Raw genomic sequence first — 17,042 nt, forward strand, 5'->3', positions numbered from 1 at the left:
TTTTGTCGAGATTCATCCGTTGCTGTATTTTTTTTATTAATATTAAAGGATTATGGATGATATTGTCGAATTAATAAGTCGTAGTAACATAGCGTTAGAAGATATAGAACACGCTATGCATTATTTATTGGTAGGTGAGAATGAATGGGTAAGGATAAAGATAAGTCAAAAAAGAATCTAGTCCAGAAGTCATTAGGAAAAGCAGCTATGTTAAAGGAGGAGATAAAAACACGAATTAATAAAGAAAACACTTCAAATGAAGTGAAGAATAATACAGTATGGGGATTAATGCGAAAGTTTAATCCGAAGAGATCGGTAGGCGTTAAGTTGTTCCTGATGTTCTTCATAGCAATTGTTACATTTGTATTGCTCGTAGGTATCATGTCATACATAAAGGCTAAGAATACAATTGAGAATACGGCAGCTAATGCCAACAAACAGACCATTATTCAAACATCTGATAAGGTTGATATTATTCTTGGACAATATGAAGAAGTTGCGATGCAATTATTCTATGACATGGAATTACAGACTTTAATGGATAGTATAACAAATCCAGAAACTTCAGATTATGATAAATTTTCAGCTAAACAGAAGGTTATCTCCAAATTATCCAATCAAGCAAACGCCAATAGTGCAATTAAGGGATTGTTCGTTGTGCCACCAGATTCAGAAATGGCGCCTTTTAGTAGTGGGACAGTATCAACAGATCTTACTACAGTGCGCTCTCTGCCTTGGTATGGGCAATTGAAAGATAAGTCCAAAGGAACTTGGATCCCAACTGAAGTAGGTAAAGACGGAGCAATGAACTTCAAAATGGCAAGATCACTTAGAAGTTTATCCGTAAAAACAGAACCATTTGTCATTGTCATTGAATTCAACCCAGAAGAACTTCAAAATCAGTTAAAAGGTGTCGATCTAGGTGTTGGTAGTAAGTTAGAACTAAATACGAGCGATGGTAGCATTGTTGTATCAAGTGGCGATGATTTACCTGGTGACCGAACAGATTACGCATTCTTACTGGATCAGAAAGATGTATCAGGAGATTTGAACGCTAAGGATGATCATGGTACGAATGTACTAGCGGTATATAACAAGCTAAAAACAGCAGATTGGGTACTTGTAGCAGCCACGCCTACCTCAGAATTAGTCAAAGATGCTCGAGGTATTCTTAACTTCACTATTATTTCTGCTATATCAGTAGCTATTATAGCTATTTTAATTGGATTGTTATTAGTCCGTATGATTGCTCGTCCACTTGTTAATTTGCGGAATCTATTAATTGAGGGTTCTAAAGGTAATCTACAGGTGCGTTCAACTCATACTTCCAATGATGAAATTGGGGAACTCTCCGTTAGCTTTAATATGATGATGGAGCAGATAACGAATCTCGTGAAACAGACCAATAATACGGCACAAGATGTTCTAGATACAGCCGGTGAACTATCAGATGCATCTAACAAAACAGCCATTTCAGCACGTGAGATTGCTGTTGCTACAGAAGAGATTGCAAATGGTGCAAGTAGTCTTGCAACAGAAGCAGAACGTGGTAATGAGCTAACGGAGCATATCGCCATGCAGATGCAAACGGTGATAGGTGCCAATAACGAGATGGGGAAAGCTGCTCGTGAAGTTGAGAATTCCAGTGAGTTAGGAGCGAATCAACTGAATGAATTGCTTGGTAAGACACATCAGACAGAGGAAATGATTGGCTCGTTGATGAAAAAGGTTGATGGTCTAAAAGAAACTACAATGTCTGTTAACAAAGTGTTAGAAGTATTACAGAACATTACGAAACAAACCAACATTCTATCTTTGAATGCTACGATCGAAGCAGCACGTGCGGGTACAGCCGGAAGAGGATTTATGGTCGTTGCGGATGAAATCCGACAGTTGGCTGATCAATCTAGAAAGTCAATTGAGATGGTAGGTCAGATTACGGGTAGTATTATGGGTGAAATGAATGAAACGGTTGATGCTTTGGCCGAAGCATATCCATTATTTCAACATCAAATGACTGCAGTGAAAGAAACGAACGATATCTTCGGATCTGTCCAAGCACAAATGGGTGATTTCATTCAGCGTTTAGATTCTGTAACGGTATCAATTGAAGGCTTAAGTCAGACACAATCCATATTATCTGACGCGATGTCAAATGTTAGTGCTGTGGCAGAAGAGTCTTCCGCTACTTCTGAAGAAGTTGCTTCGTTAAGTAATGAACAACAAAGTATTGGTAATCAATTGGTTCAGTTATCGAGTAAATTAGAGAATGTCTCCACTGAACTCAAGGTAACATTGTCCAAATTTACGCTTTAACGTCCATGTAATACAATGCAATCGTGGGGCTGTCCGCTAAGTCATGATATGACTTAGTAGACAGCCCTATTTTCATGAAGTGATGTGTTGGGATTAGCACTAGATGAGGAACTTCAACATGAATGGATTGTGAATGTATGGTTAGGGATACAATAGGTGTAAAAAGGTGAATGAGGATTGATTATGAATCTCAAGCAAAAGAGGCGTGTTTTCTATACTTTAATTCTTGTAACTATGTCCATGTTCATTCTTATGTGTCGTCTGGCATATATTCAAATCTATATGAGAACAATGTTATTGCCTAACAGCAAATATTCATTAGAAGAGAAGTCAGTAATCCAAAGAGAACGATCTATCATGCTTGATTCAGGACGTGGAACATTTAGAGATCGAAATGGAGAGCCTTTAACGGATGAGACGATTCCAGCACTTGTATTATTCCCTACTCCAAGTCACTTGTTGGAAAATGAAATAATGGAAACACAAATAAAGAGAATATCGGATAGTCTTGGAACGACAGTGAACTCATTTCTTCAGGTGTGGAGTCATTTAGAGGAGCCTTCGATGTGGAGAAATACTACTGGTAACGGCCCTCTGGTAATAACGAAATCTCAAGCTAGCGTGATCAGTAAAATGGATATGAGTGGAGTTATGGTGTTACCTTTTCGAAATAGATATAGCGACAATTATTCAGGGATGCAATGGCTGGGATATTTAGCATATACAGATTTGAAGGAATCGAGTACAAATTCGAAAGGGAGTCCAAAAGTTGGTGGATCAGGACTAGAAAAGACGTTAGAACCATTAATCAAGGGGATCGGATCAACGATTGCTTATTATGAAGTAGATGGAAAGGGTATTCCAATTGCAAAGAAGGGTATCTCTATGAAGGCACCTAACAATCCATATTATCCTTTACGCTTTACCACCACGATTGACAAGTACCTCCAAAAAAAAATTGAGCAACTTTCTATCCAATCGGGCATGAAGCAAGGTGCTGTAGTTGTACTAGATGTGAATAATGCAGATATCTTAGCCATGATGTCTAAGCCGTTCTATCATCCATTAGATATTCATCCTGAGCAAGAAGCTTGGAATAACAAAGCAATCCAATCTACAACACCAGGCTCTATATTCAAAACAGTTATTGTAGCCGCTGCATTAGAAGCTGGTGTCACATCTGCGAAAGAGAAGTTCATGTGTAATGGCGATTACGGGAAATATGGACTGTCTTGTTGGAAAGAGGGAGGACATGGCATATTATCGCTTGAACAAGCTTATGCACAATCTTGTAACATTGTGTTTGCAACGCTTGCTGAGAGACTTACATCTAACCAGATTGAAGAGACTGCACGAGCACTAGGTATGGGAAGAAGAGTGGGATGGGAAGAGCGAGATATTCTTGGATACCCCTTGTTTAAACCTTTGGATAATGAGGAGGAAGGTAGAATATTTAATGTTTCATCTAAGGATGGAGGGGTAAGAGCACAGACGGGCATTGGTCAGCGAGATGTTGCTATGACGCCATTGCAAGCGGCTAATTTGGTAGTCACTCTTCTTAACAAAGGTCAGCTATTAGAACCCAGAATTCTAGAACGGATCTCTTATCATAATGGTCAAGTGATGAGAATATTCAAACCCCACGCGTCGGAGCGAACCATACATACAATCCAACCTGTAACGGCACAACTTATAAGTTCATGGATGAGAACAGTCATTACGGAGGGAACTGGAAAGAGCTTGTCTCAGGCTGAATGGCCACTGGCTGGCAAATCAGGAACAGCGCAAGTGGTATGGAAGGGAAGCGTTAAGAATAATCAATGGTTCATAGGATACGGTCCGGCAGATCAACCGAAGTATGCCGTTGCTGTGATGTTACAGAATGTTACACCTGAAACGAACAACCAAGCAACGACACTCTTTGGTCAAATTATGGGTGTATTATTGTCTGAAAGAGAGTTCTCCTCTGGTTCTACAGGCACACTCATCTCAAATGGAGATACTTCGAATTCTTCCTTTGGAAGTCGGATCCACTTTTTGAGATAACCTTGTTGCAATAGCTCTTTGATAAGAATAAGAAGTATTGGAGAAAGAATTAATCCAGCAATACCGAATAAGGACAATGAGATAATCATAAAGGAAAGCATTAAGAAGGCAGAGGTTACACCGATAGAATTACCTGAAATCTTGGGTTCGAGCAGTTGTCTTGTGATCAAAACAATAATAAGTAAAACGCTTAAACCAATGGCTAGGCTAGTATTTCCCGCGATAAATAAATAGATAATCCATGGTATGAATATAACCGGAACCCCAACTAGAGGGAGAATATCAAGTGCGGCACAGATCAGAGCTAATGTTAATGAATTGCCTGTGTTCAAAATCAGAAATCCAATATATAAAATAACGAAGGAAATGAGCACCATCATGAGTTGTGCGCGAAGATACGAACCAATGGATGTAAAGACATGTTGTTGTAAAAAGGCATAGGACTTTTTGATCGTTCTAGGGGATTTCTCTTTCGCGCTGCGGCGCCAATTATCTATTTCTGCACTGAGGAAGAATGCTAGAATAATTCCAATGCCAAAGTTAGCCATAAACGATGAGAAGGAACTGAATATAGAAATGAAATACTTGAATGAGTTGACCATTAATCCAGAAGCGAAATCTGTGATTAACTTAAAGTACTCATCCACTTTTTCAACAATATCTTGTGGTAGGAGATTGATTTTGCTTTGTAAAAAAACCATAGAGTTGGTGAATTGATTTTGAATCATCATGGTATATTCAGGTAGGTTATCTTGTAAATTCGATATCTGGGAAACGACAATAACTCCAATTCCAAGCAGAATTCCTAAGATAACCAGAACGAATAATAGAACCGAGATAGCAGAAGAAACCGCCTTATTCAATCCTTTTCGATGCAGAAACTTTGCCAATGGTTCGATAAATAAGAATATAATGAAGGATAGAAATACAGGTGTTGCTAATTGATATAGTTTGCTGAAGACGAACATGATTAAGTAAACGGTTAGAACAATGAGCGCGATATCAAAAATCGTACGCCAATACTTTTTATATAGGGGAAGCATGGTTGATGTTCAACTCCTTCATGGAATTCGAATGAAACTCGTTCGTCTTATTGTACATGAATTGTTCTGAAACAACTATTTAATTGCTAAATATGATAAAATAAGAATTAGTGTCTTTGAATCAGGAATTGCCATATGTATGTTATAGGATCAATGTTAATCAGAGAAATGAAGGTGAATTTGTGTGCAAACTTTGATGTTATGGTTATTTTACATTTCATCCTTCTATGCATTTATACCAGGCATGATTACGCGAATATTTGGCTTTAGAGTTTTTCGTAAGGGGAAAAGTGAATGCAATTTTGCACTTACCTTTGATGATGGTCCAGATCCACGATATACGCCTCTATTATTAGATTTACTTAAGCAGTACAGCGCCAAGGCAACCTTTTTCGTTGTGGGTAGAAATGCTGAACAACATCCTGATCTCATTCAAAGGATGCATAAGGAAGGCCATCTTATTGGTATTCATAATTACGTGCACAAGTCCAATTGGTTTATGCGTCCTAAGTCAGTGCGCAAACAAATCGAGAGAACTGCTGACATCATCTATTCTATTACGGGCGAACGTACGGCATACTATCGTCCACCTTGGGGTATTGTGAATTTATTTGATTTCTATAGACGTAATGAATTTAGAATAATTTTATGGTCCTCTATGTTTGGTGATTGGCGTGAAAAAACGGGATCAGACAAATTATTTAGACGAATGTTAGATAAACTAAAACCAGGTGAGGTTATGTTGTTACATGATTGTGGTTCAACGATTGGCGCTGATGTGAATGCACCTAAGCAAATGTTAATTGCGCTGAAGCAACTTTTAGAAGAGGCAGATGAGCGACAATTACATAGTATTCGTGTTGATGAGATGATCAAGGAGAGGGAGCATGCCTCTTCGAAGAAGCCTTCAATGGGGAAGTTTATTATGGTGAAACTCTGGTTAATATGGGAAGCTATATTCCATTTCATATTCCAACTCAAGACGGTTACACCAACGCATCCGTTTCTACATTATAGAATTCGTCGATATAAAGGAGAAACACTCTTGCTAGATGATGGCTCTTCCTTGGTCTCGGGTGAATCCATCGTGGAGTTACATTTCGACAATCGTAAGTTATTTCAACTGGGAATCCAATCAAGATCGATGGTTCATTTGGCGATTCAGATGATACGTTCTATGGAGAAGGAATTACCGACCTTGGCTAAACAGATCAAGAAAGATAAGAACATAAAGGATATTAAAGCACTTTACGGGGTGAGCATGATCAATCGAGGTCCTGAAAAGTTCGGCTTCAGCATTCGAGGATTACCTGACGGTTGGTTCGCAATAGCAACAACATACTATTTGAAAATACTGATGCGTGTGATTCACCCGGCTGGAGAAGATAGATTGAAACAATCGCCAGAAAAGCTGGTTCCCAAAATGATTATTATGCCTGTAGAATATCTATTTAAACATTACCTAGAAGATAAAAGTGGGCTGTCTACACATCCGGAGTTATTGGTCGATATCGTAAGAACAGCCTCACAATCCCTAGGGACTAGTACACCACCTGCAATATCAGATCTGTAATATAAAAGGGGTTGCTCCCTGAGTAGAATTCTACTCAGGGAGCAACCCCTTAATCGATTTAACAACTAGATTTTGAGAACAGCACCGGAACTTGCATTGGTTACGAGCTTGGAGTAACGAGCAAGATAGCCCGTTTTCACTTTTGGTTCGAAGCCTTTCCATAGTGCGCGACGACGTTCGAACTCTTCGTCCTCAATCTGAAGCTGGATTGTACGATTGTTAAGGTCTAATTCAATGATGTCGCCATCTTCTACAAATGCGATTGGTCCACCTTCAGCAGCTTCTGGAGAGATGTGACCAATACTTATTCCACGAGAGGCGCCTGAGAAGCGGCCATCGGTAATGAGTCCTACTTTGGCACCGAGACCCATCCCTACAATTTGAGAAGTAGGCGCGAGCATTTCTGGCATACCTGGTCCACCTTTAGGTCCTTCATAGCGAATAACAACGACATGTCCTTCTTTTACTTTACCATTGGTAATGCCATGTAAAGCGTCATCTTGAGAATCGAAGCAGATGGCTGGTCCCTTGTGGTAGCCACCGACGGATTCATCAACGGCACCTACTTTGATAATAGAGCCACCTGGCGCTAGATTCCCGAAAAGAACAGCAAGTCCACCACGTTCTGAGTGTGGATTCTCTAGAGAATGTATGACATTGTGATCTAGGATTTCACAACCCACAACGTTTTCACGAAGTGTTTTGGCTGATACGGTAATACAGTCACCTTTGATAGCATCTGGTTTCTTCAGAAGTTCATTAATAATAGCACTTACGCCACCTGCATTATGAAGGTCTTCGATATGCCAGTCTGAAGCAGGTGCAAGCTTAGCTAGATGTGGGACGCGATTAGCTACTTCATTAATACGTTCAATAGGATAATCAAGACCAGCTTCTTGTGCAAGAGCTAGTGTGTGTAATACCGTATTTGTTGAACCACCCATAGCCATATCAAGTGCGAAGGCGTTATCTAGGGCATCCATGGTAACTATATCTCTAGGTTTAATATCGAGCTTAATTAATTCCATCAATTGTGTAGCGGATTGTCTAACGAAATCTTTGCGTTCTTCAGCTACTGCAAGAATGGTTCCATTACCTGGAAGGGCAAGACCTAGTCCTTCAGCCAGACAGTTCATTGAATTGGCAGTGAACATTCCAGAACAAGATCCGCACGTAGGACAGCCGAATTGTTCAAGCTCTAACAGACCTTCATCAGATAAAGCACCAACGGAGTGTGCTCCAACGCCTTCAAATACAGATGTTAAAGATATTGAGCGACCATTACTATCTTTACCAGCCTTCATCGGTCCACCACTAACGAATATCGTTGGAATGTTCAAGCGAAGTGCAGCCATCATCATACCTGGTGTAATCTTGTCACAGTTCGGGATACAGACCATCCCATCGAACCAGTGAGCAGCAACAACGGTTTCTACGGAATCAGCGATAATCTCCCGGCTTGGAAGAGAATAACGCATACCAATATGACCCATAGCAATACCATCATCTACGCCAATCGTATTGAATTCAAAAGGTACACCGCCAGCTTCACGAATCGCTTGTTTCACAATCTTACCGAACTCTTGTAGATGAATATGTCCGGGTACGATATCAATATAAGAGTTACATACAGCTATAAATGGTTTGCCGAAATCCTCTTCCTTAACGCCTGCTGCACGCAATAAACTACGGTGAGGAGCACGGTCGAAACCTTTGGTAATCATGTCTGAACGCATTTTTTTTGGTCGCATCTTGTCTATTTCCTCCTAAAATTAAATGGCTAGTATTTTCACGTTAGCACGGTTGTGCAAGAGAGTAAACACAGTCGGTTGTAAACGAGTCTATCATATGTTATATGGTTTTTCTAGCAATGAGAGATAAAAAAAGGCATAGCCTATAATTTAATATAGGAGCTATACCTTGGAACGTCTTATGGTTCGATTCTCCAATTGAATAATCCAATGAATAGAGGGTTCAACTATATGATGTGTAAGACGTCGAACGAAAGGCTGTGCTAATAGAATCGTTAGTGCAACAGCGCTGATAATCAGAAGCATGGATGCTTGAACGGTCTGTATATGTTCATATAGCCCGGAAATAGCAAATAATCGAATAATGAATCCGTGTAAAAGAAATACATAGAGCGTACGACGTCCCAAATCAGTGATTCGGCTTTCGATTCTAGGAACCCAAGCCATAAAGGCAGCTGCAGAGATGAATTGTAGAATGTATATAGCGATTCGAAATAGGCCGGCATACCATTCGTGGTGACCAAGTTGCATAAATGTCATACTCCCAAACAACCAACCCGTGGGAAGATTAGAACCCCATACACCTAGAATAATAAATAACCCAACGGTAACGAAGGAGAATCCCTTGTTAATCCATAAAGACAACCATTCATGGAACTTAGCAATATTTAAATGGTAGCCTATAAAAAAGAAAGGGAGAAAGACGAATGTTCGACTAATACTGAGCCATACACCATCTAATGGTAAATAACCAACGGACACACCTAGCAGGATAGATAAAGTGATCTGATGAATGGGTGATATTTTAGCCATACAAGTTGCGATTAAACGCCAACAGAAATGGCTAGCTAGAAACCATAGTAACAGATAGGGCGCGAAAAAAGACTGATGTACGTTTGGTACGTGAAACACAGTGTAATCAAGAAGTGAATAGATGGTCTGAAAAATAATATATTGTATTGCGACTTGTGTTAATATCTTGCGTCCAGCGGAACCTGTTAGGTTAGATTTAGCGAAGTACCCTGTAACCAATACGAATAATGGCATATGAAAAGTTAGAATCCATAGAAATATTTGATGGAGGCCACTCATCTGTTGTATTAAAGGTTCAATTGCGTTAGCAACAAAAACGGTCACAATAAGTAGGAATCTTAAATTGAGAAAATAAGTTTCCTCATGTGGGGTTATTCTTGCATCCATAGGTGTCTCCTCCATCATCCTATCCAAAGGGTTTTTTATCTCTAATGTAAAGTTACTATTATTCATGGATAGTCCTTGTGATTTATATCACAATGGAAAACGCTATCATTCATTAAAAATGTGTCTAAGTTGCGAAATAATTATTGCATCTCAAATATTGACATCTTTATGAGTTCGTTCAACAATAAGGTTAGTGATCATTCGAAAAGGGGGTACAACTGGTATGTCAAAAATTGAAACGTTGGCATCTTGGATTCAAGAAAGCCATAACATTGTCTTTTTTGGAGGAGCAGGTACGTCAACGGAGAGTGGAATTCCCGATTTCCGTTCTGCAGCAGGATTATATCAGAGCGAACAACATTCCCCCTATCCACCTGAAGTGATGCTAAGTCATCATTTCTTTGTTGAACATCCAGAAGTATTCTACGATTTCTATCGCAGTAAAATGATTCATGAGAACGCGCTCCCCAATGCTTGTCACCATGTGTTAGCTAATCTGGAGAACCAAGGAAAATTAATGGCTGTCATTACACAGAATATTGATGGATTGCATCAAAAGGCTGGAAGTTCACATGTATTAGAATTACATGGTTCTATTCATCGTAATTATTGCATGGGTTGCTCGCAGTATTATGGATTGGAAGCCGTCGTTTCAAGTGAAGAAATAGTTCCACGTTGTTCATCCTGTCATGCAGTCATTAAGCCAGATGTTGTATTGTACGAAGAATCGTTAGATCAACAAATACTGTACCAATCTATGGAAGCGATCGCAGCAGCAGATTTGCTCATCATTGGGGGTACCTCCTTGACAGTACAACCTGCAGCGAATCTGATATCTTATTTCCAGGGGAAACGAACAATTCTTCTAAATATTGACCCAACCTTTTATGATAATCAAGCAGATTTATTAATTACTGATCCTATTGGAAAAGTGATGGAGCGGGTTAGTAAGATATTATAAATCCTATTTAGGATATTTATGAATGATCTTGTTTGATCGTTTGTTGTTTGAGTGTTTGATTCCGATAGCTACTAGGTGCGATACCGTAGAATCGTTTGAATTGACGTGAGAAATATAAGGCGTCGGTCAGACCGACAGAAGAAGAGATCTGCTCAATCGAGAGTTCTGGCCGTTCACGTAAAAGATGACGGGATTTATCAATTCGTAGCTTTAGTAGATAGGTGACGGGTGAAGTACCCGTTTCCTTTTTGAATATTCGAGAAAGATATGCCCGATTATATCCGAGACTCTCACACATTTGCTCGATAGATACAGGATGCGCAAATTGTGTGGACATATATAGAATCATTTGTTTCACCGTACGCTGTATTTGGGATTCTGTGCCTGTGAGACGTGATGGATTGGACAATTCATCTTGTGCCTCAGCTAGTATGATATATAAATAGCCAAGTGCTGTCATATGTGCACTTTCTTTTTTAGTATGAAATGCTTCCTGCATAAAGGTTATAGCAGAAGGAATGATGGATTGATCCTTCGAAGAAGTGAAGACACACTGATTCGAAATGAAACCAGAGGCTTCCACTTTTTGCTGTGCCTCTTGTCCAAGAAAGGCGATCCAACGATATTTCCAAGGATCTTCTTCATCTGAGATATAGCTAACTAACTGACCTGGTTGAATGAGAAAACATGATCCAGCATGTAGTTCGTATGTGCGTTGCTCCGTTTTGAATATCCCCTTACCTTGTTCCACATAATGTAATAAATAATAATCATATATTTTGGGACCCAATGCATGTAGGGGAACGGTCTGGCTCTCGCCAGCATATAGGACATGAAGTGAATTCCCATCAGGGTAAACGGGGTTAGCGGCGACAGAATACGTTGAATGAATGTCCATTAGAATGTTGCTCCTCCCATTGTACCTACGATCAATCTACTATTAATGTGTATGATATGAGTTCATTATAGACGTAAAGGTCACATTTATCCATATTAAGCACACATGATTGCATTATCAAAATAGAAGGATTATTTTATACTAAGTATAGATCGTAACGATGTTGAAGGGACTGGTGATTGTTCATGACTATACAAGAATTGAAGCAAACGTTCATTAGTAAGTATGGAGAAGCTAAGAAGCAAGAGCGTGTATTTAATGCGCCAGGTCGAGTAAATCTGATTGGTGAACATATTGATTATAATGGTGGTTACGTTCTGCCTGCAGCACTTGAATTCGGAACGACACTGATCATCCGCGAAAGAGATGACCACAAGATCCGTCTAGTATCTGGGAATATTCCATATGAAGCTACGCTAGAATTGGATGGTATTGGTGATCATAAGACGGATGAATGGGTAGATTATCCTGTTGGCGTCATTGTAGAACTGAGCAAGATAGGATGTAAATTAACGAAAGGTTATGATTTATACTTCTATGGAGAAATTCCAAATGGTGCAGGATTATCTTCCTCAGCATCGATTGAAGTTGTAACCGCTTATGCTCTTTTAACAATGGAAGGTAAAGAAACGGACACCGTAGAAATTGCACGTCTATCCCAAAGAGCAGAGAACCAATACGTTGGTGTGAATTCCGGCATCATGGATCAATTCGCTGTTGCTAATGGTAAACAAGATCACGCGATTCTATTAATGTGCGATACATTAGAATATAAACATGTTCCATTCCGTACTGGGGCATATAAGCTTATCATCGGAAACACGAACAAACGCAGAGGATTGGTCGATTCTGCATACAATGAACGTCGTCAACAATGTGAAGAAGCATTGAGAATTCTACAACAAAAGGTTCCAACTTTGGAATACCTAGCACATTTGAAGCCAGATCAATTCGAAGCGATACAAGATAGTATACAAGATGTAACTGTAAGACAGCGTGCACAACATGTTATTGAAGAGAATCAACGTGTTCTTGATTCGGTAGATGCTCTAAGTAAAAATGATTTGGAGACATTCGGAAAGTACATGAATCAATCTCACGATTCCTTGCAACATTTATATGAAGTGTCTTGCGTAGAGCTAGATGTCATGGTTGATGAAGCACGTGAAATATCGGGCACGTTAGGCTCACGTATGACAGGTGCTGGATTTGGTGGTTGCACAGTATCATTAGTACATGAAGATTCTGTAGAACTATTCTTACAACAGGTCGGAGAACAATACAAAGCGAGAACTGGAATTGAAGGCGAGTTCTACGTGTGCGGTGTAGGTGACGGCGTGAAAGAATTAAAGGAGGAGAACTAATATGGCTATTCTAGTAACTGGCGGAGCAGGATATATCGGTTCACACACGGTAGCAGCATTATTGGATCGTGGTGAAGAGGTTGTTGTCATTGATAACTTACAAACAGGTCATCGCGATGCATTGCTAGGCGGCAAGCTTTATGAAGGAGATCTCCGTGATAAGGAACTGCTTGCGAAGCTGTTCAGTGAGAATAATATTGATGCAGTCATTCATTTTGCAGCTAATTCTCTTGTAGGTGAGAGCATGCAGCAGCCTGTTAAATATTATGATAATAATGTATTCGGTACATTATGTTTGCTTGAAGCGATGGATGCCGCTAATGTTCGTAAAATTGTGTTCTCATCCACTGCTGCTACGTATGGTGAGCCTGAGAAGGTGCCTATCGTAGAAGGTGATCGCACAGAGCCAACCAATGTGTATGGTGAGACGAAATTGATGATGGAACGTATGATGTCATGGTTCGATAAGGTACTTGGTATTAAATATGTTGCACTTCGTTATTTCAATGCTGCTGGTGCACATGATAGCGGTCGTATTGGTGAGGACCATCGTCCAGAGAGTCATCTCATTCCATTAGTATTGCAAGCTGCCTTGAAACAACGGGAGAACATTGCCGTATTTGGGGAAGATTATCCAACACCAGATGGTACATGTATTCGTGATTATATCCATGTTAGTGATCTTGCAGAAGCTCATTATTGTGCGGTTACTTATTTAAGAGACGGTAAGGATAGCGACGTATTTAATCTAGGGAATGGACAAGGATTCTCGGTTAAAGAAGTCATCGAGACATCTAAAAAAGTCACAGGCCTTGATATTCCTGTTGTTATGCAAGAGCGTCGTGCGGGTGATCCTGCGGTCTTGGTTGCCTCTTCGAAGAAAGCTCGTACGATTCTAGGTTGGAATCCAACACATGATGATCTAGAAGAAATTATTACAAGTGCATGGAGCTGGCATCAGTCTCACCCAGAAGGGTACAAAGAATAAGGGGGATGAACATGGAAATCACAACAAGTACTTCTGAACAAGAAAAAGTGTTGTATGCCATGGAGATGCTGGTCCACTATGCATTAAACCATCACTTAATCATGCAGGAAGATTTCGATTATAGCCGTAATATGTTGATGGATCTATTTGGTTTCAGTGAGCCATTTCTAGGGGAAGTGGTATATACACCTGAAAGTAGTCCTCAAACCATGATAGATATATTGATTGATTATGGTTATGAGATTGGGCTAATTCCTGAGAATAGTGATACGTATCGCGATCTGTTAGATGCTAAGATCATGGGACTTTTGATGGCCCGCCCTTCGGAAGTGATTGCAGACTTTAAAGTGAAATCAGCTGAACAAGGCATTGAAGCGGCTACAGATTCCTTTTACAAATTAAGTATAGACTCTAACTACATTCGGATGGATCGTGTATCTAAGAATGTATATTGGAAACAGTCCACTGCGTATGGCGATATTGAAATGACGATTAACTTGTCTAAACCGGAGAAGAACCCAAAAGAAATTGCTATGGCAAAATTGCTTCCGCCTCCAGTGTATCCTAAGTGCCAATTATGTCGTGAAAATGTGGGGTATGCCGGACGGATCAACCATCCAGCACGTCAGAATCTACGCGTTATTCCTATAGAGATGAACAATGAACCATGGTACTTCCAATACTCACCTTATGTTTATTACAATGAGCATTGCATCATCTTTCATCGCGATCACGTACCTATGAAGTTAACGAAAGATACGTTGAAAAGACTGCTATCCTTCGTAGAAGTGGTACCGCATTATTTCATCGGATCGAATGCGGATTTACCTATTGTTGGTGGATCTATTCTAACGCATGATCATTTCCAAGGTGGGCGTCATACATTCCCAATTCAGAATGCACCCAAAGAAGCCACATTCACACATCCTAATTATACAGGTGTAACGGTTAGTATTGTGAAATGGCCAATGTCTGTACTTCGTATCACGTCCCATGACAGTCAGGCTCTGCTTGAATGTGCTAATGATATCTATGAATCATGGAAGCAATATAGTGATATTGAGGCAGATATTATGGCATTTACGAAGAATGAATCCGGGGAAGATACTCCTCATAATACGGTGACTCCAATCGTACATCGTACAGATGATGGGGCATATGAAATGGATCTAGTTCTTCGTAACAATCGTACGGATGAACAGTATCCAGATGGGATATTCCATCCACATCCAGAAATGCATCATATTAAGAAAGAGAATATTGGCTTGATCGAAGTCATGGGACTAGCTATCTTACCTGGAAGACTGAAGGAAGAGTTAGACTTAGTTGCAGATATTCTTAGTGGTGATGAAGTACGATATGCTTCTGCCATAGCAGGTGAAGTTCCTATGCTTGGACAACATTTAGATTGGATTAAGTTACTCATTGCTGAACATGGCAATCAACGATCTAAAGAAGAAGCTATCGCAATGATCCAGAATAATGTCGGAGAGAAATTCGTAGAGATTCTGGGTCATGCTGGCGTGTATAAGCGTACAGAAACAGGACAACAAGCATTTATACGTTTCTTGGAACATATGAATTATAATAAGCAATAGTTATAAATTACAAACCGTCCTCTTACATATAGAGGGCGGTTTGTTCTATTGAGATCAAAGGTTTATACTAAAAAGGATTGTATCGATATCAGATAAATGGAGGCGATGACTTTAATGATAGCATTTGAATTTAATAATCCTACAAAGTTAATCTTCGGAAGAGGAAAGCTTGCTTCACTTCTAACGGAAGTTCCTAAATTCGGAACAAAGGTATTGCTTATATACGGTGGCGGAAGTATTAAGCGTAGTGGTCTTTATGATCAAGTGATCAGCTTGTTGAATGAGATTAATGTTGATGTAGTCGAGCTAGCCGGCGTTGAACCTAATCCACGGTTATCCACCGTTCATAAAGGTGTGGATATATGTAAAACGCAAGGTATCGAACTGATACTAGCTGTCGGTGGCGGAAGTGTACTAGACTGTGCGAAGGCGATTGCAGTAGGTGCGAAATATGATGGAGACATGTGGGATTTCATAGAACGTAAAGCTAGTCCACAAGCAGCACTTCCATTAGGAACAGTATTGACGATGGCTGCAACCGGATCGGAAATGAATGGTGGCTCTGTCATCACCAATGAAGCGACACAAGAAAAAATGGGTTGGGGTAGTCCGTATGCTTATCCGGCATTCTCTATTCTTGATCCTGTAAATACATTCACACTTCCCAAGGATCAGACGGTCTATGGCATGGTAGATATTATGTCTCATGTACTTGAGCATTACTTCCATAAAGAAGATAATACACCCGTTCAGGATGGATTCTGTGAGACAATTCTTCGAACAGTGATCGACACAGCACCACAACTAATTGATGACCTTGAGAACTATGAACTTCGTTCTACTATTATGTATTGTGGAACAATGGCATTAAACGGCATGATAAATATGGGGATGAATGGAGATTGGGCTACACACAATATTGAGCATGCAGTCTCTGCAGTATACGATATTCCACATGGCGGTGGGTTAGCTATCTTGTTTCCGAATTGGATGAAATATAATCATAATGTCGATGTAGCACGTTTCAAGCGTCTTGCCATTGAGGTATTTAATGTTGATCCAACAGGCAAGAGCGATGAGGAAGTAGGCTTGGAAGGAATCGAAGCATTACGTACATTCTGGAACAGCATTGGCGCACCAAGTCGCTTAGCTGATTACGATATAGATGAGAGCCAGATAGAAGTGATGGCGGATAAGGCATTACGTTTTGGCCCGTTTGGTAATTTCAATTCACTTGATAAAGAAGCTGTTGTTGAAATTTATAGAATGTCGTTGTAAGTATTATAGACCATAGAGCAGATAAT

The 17,042-nt window shown here is 39.9% G+C and carries 11 protein-coding genes and 1 pseudogene; 8 read left to right on the forward strand and 4 right to left on the reverse strand.

What is annotated here, in order from left to right:
* The first annotated feature begins 144 nt into the window (after nt 1-144).
* Together ACH8E3_RS02000 and ACH8E3_RS02005 are read left to right on the forward strand one after the other, a co-directional pair.
* Entirely contained in the window at nt 145-2,316 is a 2,172-nt protein-coding gene (locus ACH8E3_RS02000) for a methyl-accepting chemotaxis protein (RefSeq protein ID WP_458630929.1), read from the forward strand.
* 357 nt (nt 2,317-2,673) lie between these two features.
* Nucleotides 2,674-4,191, forward strand: a pseudogene (locus ACH8E3_RS02005) (peptidoglycan D,D-transpeptidase FtsI family protein); the annotation flags it as partial.
* A 50-nt stretch (nt 4,192-4,241) separates the two neighbouring features.
* On the opposite strand, the gene ACH8E3_RS02010 reads toward ACH8E3_RS02005, so the two are convergent.
* On the reverse strand, nt 4,242-5,405 hold the full coding sequence (locus ACH8E3_RS02010; protein WP_458630930.1) for an AI-2E family transporter: 1,164 nt from the start codon (nt 5,403-5,405) through the stop codon (nt 4,242-4,244).
* A 184-nt stretch (nt 5,406-5,589) separates the two neighbouring features.
* Between ACH8E3_RS02010 and ACH8E3_RS02015 the strand changes: the two genes are divergently transcribed.
* A complete protein-coding gene (locus ACH8E3_RS02015) occupies nt 5,590-6,978 on the forward strand; it encodes a polysaccharide deacetylase family protein (RefSeq protein ID WP_458630931.1) in 1,389 nt (462 codons plus the stop codon).
* Between the two features lie 65 nt (nt 6,979-7,043).
* Here ACH8E3_RS02015 and ilvD read toward each other — a convergent pair whose 3' ends face one another.
* Nucleotides 7,044-8,729, reverse strand: a complete 1,686-nt coding sequence (gene ilvD, locus ACH8E3_RS02020; protein ID WP_458630932.1) for a dihydroxy-acid dehydratase — start codon at nt 8,727-8,729, stop codon at nt 7,044-7,046.
* Between the two features lie 162 nt (nt 8,730-8,891).
* Complete coding sequence (locus ACH8E3_RS02025; RefSeq protein WP_458630933.1) at nt 8,892-9,929, reverse strand: acyltransferase family protein; 1,038 nt, start codon at nt 9,927-9,929, stop codon at nt 8,892-8,894.
* Nucleotides 9,930-10,152: 223 nt separating this feature from the next.
* Here ACH8E3_RS02025 and ACH8E3_RS02030 point away from each other — a divergent pair, with 223 nt between their 5' ends.
* Nucleotides 10,153-10,890 carry an NAD-dependent protein deacylase gene (locus ACH8E3_RS02030; RefSeq protein ID WP_458630934.1) on the forward strand — a complete coding sequence of 246 codons (738 nt, stop codon included), beginning with the start codon at nt 10,153-10,155 and terminating at the stop codon, nt 10,888-10,890.
* 16 nt (nt 10,891-10,906) lie between these two features.
* On the opposite strand, the gene ACH8E3_RS02035 is transcribed toward ACH8E3_RS02030, so the two are convergent.
* The gene (locus ACH8E3_RS02035) at nt 10,907-11,788 is read right to left on the reverse strand and encodes an AraC family ligand binding domain-containing protein (protein ID WP_458630935.1); all 882 of its coding nucleotides are present in this window, start codon (nt 11,786-11,788) and stop codon (nt 10,907-10,909) included.
* A gap of 185 nt (nt 11,789-11,973) precedes the next feature.
* Between ACH8E3_RS02035 and ACH8E3_RS02040 the strand changes: the two genes are divergently transcribed.
* From ACH8E3_RS02040 to ACH8E3_RS02055, 4 genes are all read left to right on the forward strand, one after another.
* The gene (locus tag ACH8E3_RS02040) at nt 11,974-13,152 is read left to right on the forward strand and encodes a galactokinase (protein ID WP_458630936.1); all 1,179 of its coding nucleotides are present in this window, start codon (nt 11,974-11,976) and stop codon (nt 13,150-13,152) included.
* Between the two features lies 1 nt (nt 13,153).
* Entirely contained in the window at nt 13,154-14,140 is a 987-nt protein-coding gene (gene galE, locus ACH8E3_RS02045; RefSeq protein WP_458630937.1) for a UDP-glucose 4-epimerase GalE, read from the forward strand.
* 11 nt (nt 14,141-14,151) lie between these two features.
* Nucleotides 14,152-15,738: a UDP-glucose--hexose-1-phosphate uridylyltransferase gene (locus ACH8E3_RS02050; protein ID WP_458630938.1), complete on the forward strand. Its 1,587-nt coding sequence runs from the start codon at nt 14,152-14,154 to the stop codon at nt 15,736-15,738.
* Nucleotides 15,739-15,852: 114 nt separating this feature from the next.
* A complete protein-coding gene (locus ACH8E3_RS02055) occupies nt 15,853-17,016 on the forward strand; it encodes an iron-containing alcohol dehydrogenase (protein ID WP_458630939.1) in 1,164 nt (387 codons plus the stop codon).
* The last annotated feature ends 26 nt before the right edge of the window (nt 17,017-17,042 follow it).

It is taken from the genome of Paenibacillus sp. CMAA1364, from assembly GCF_054373195.1.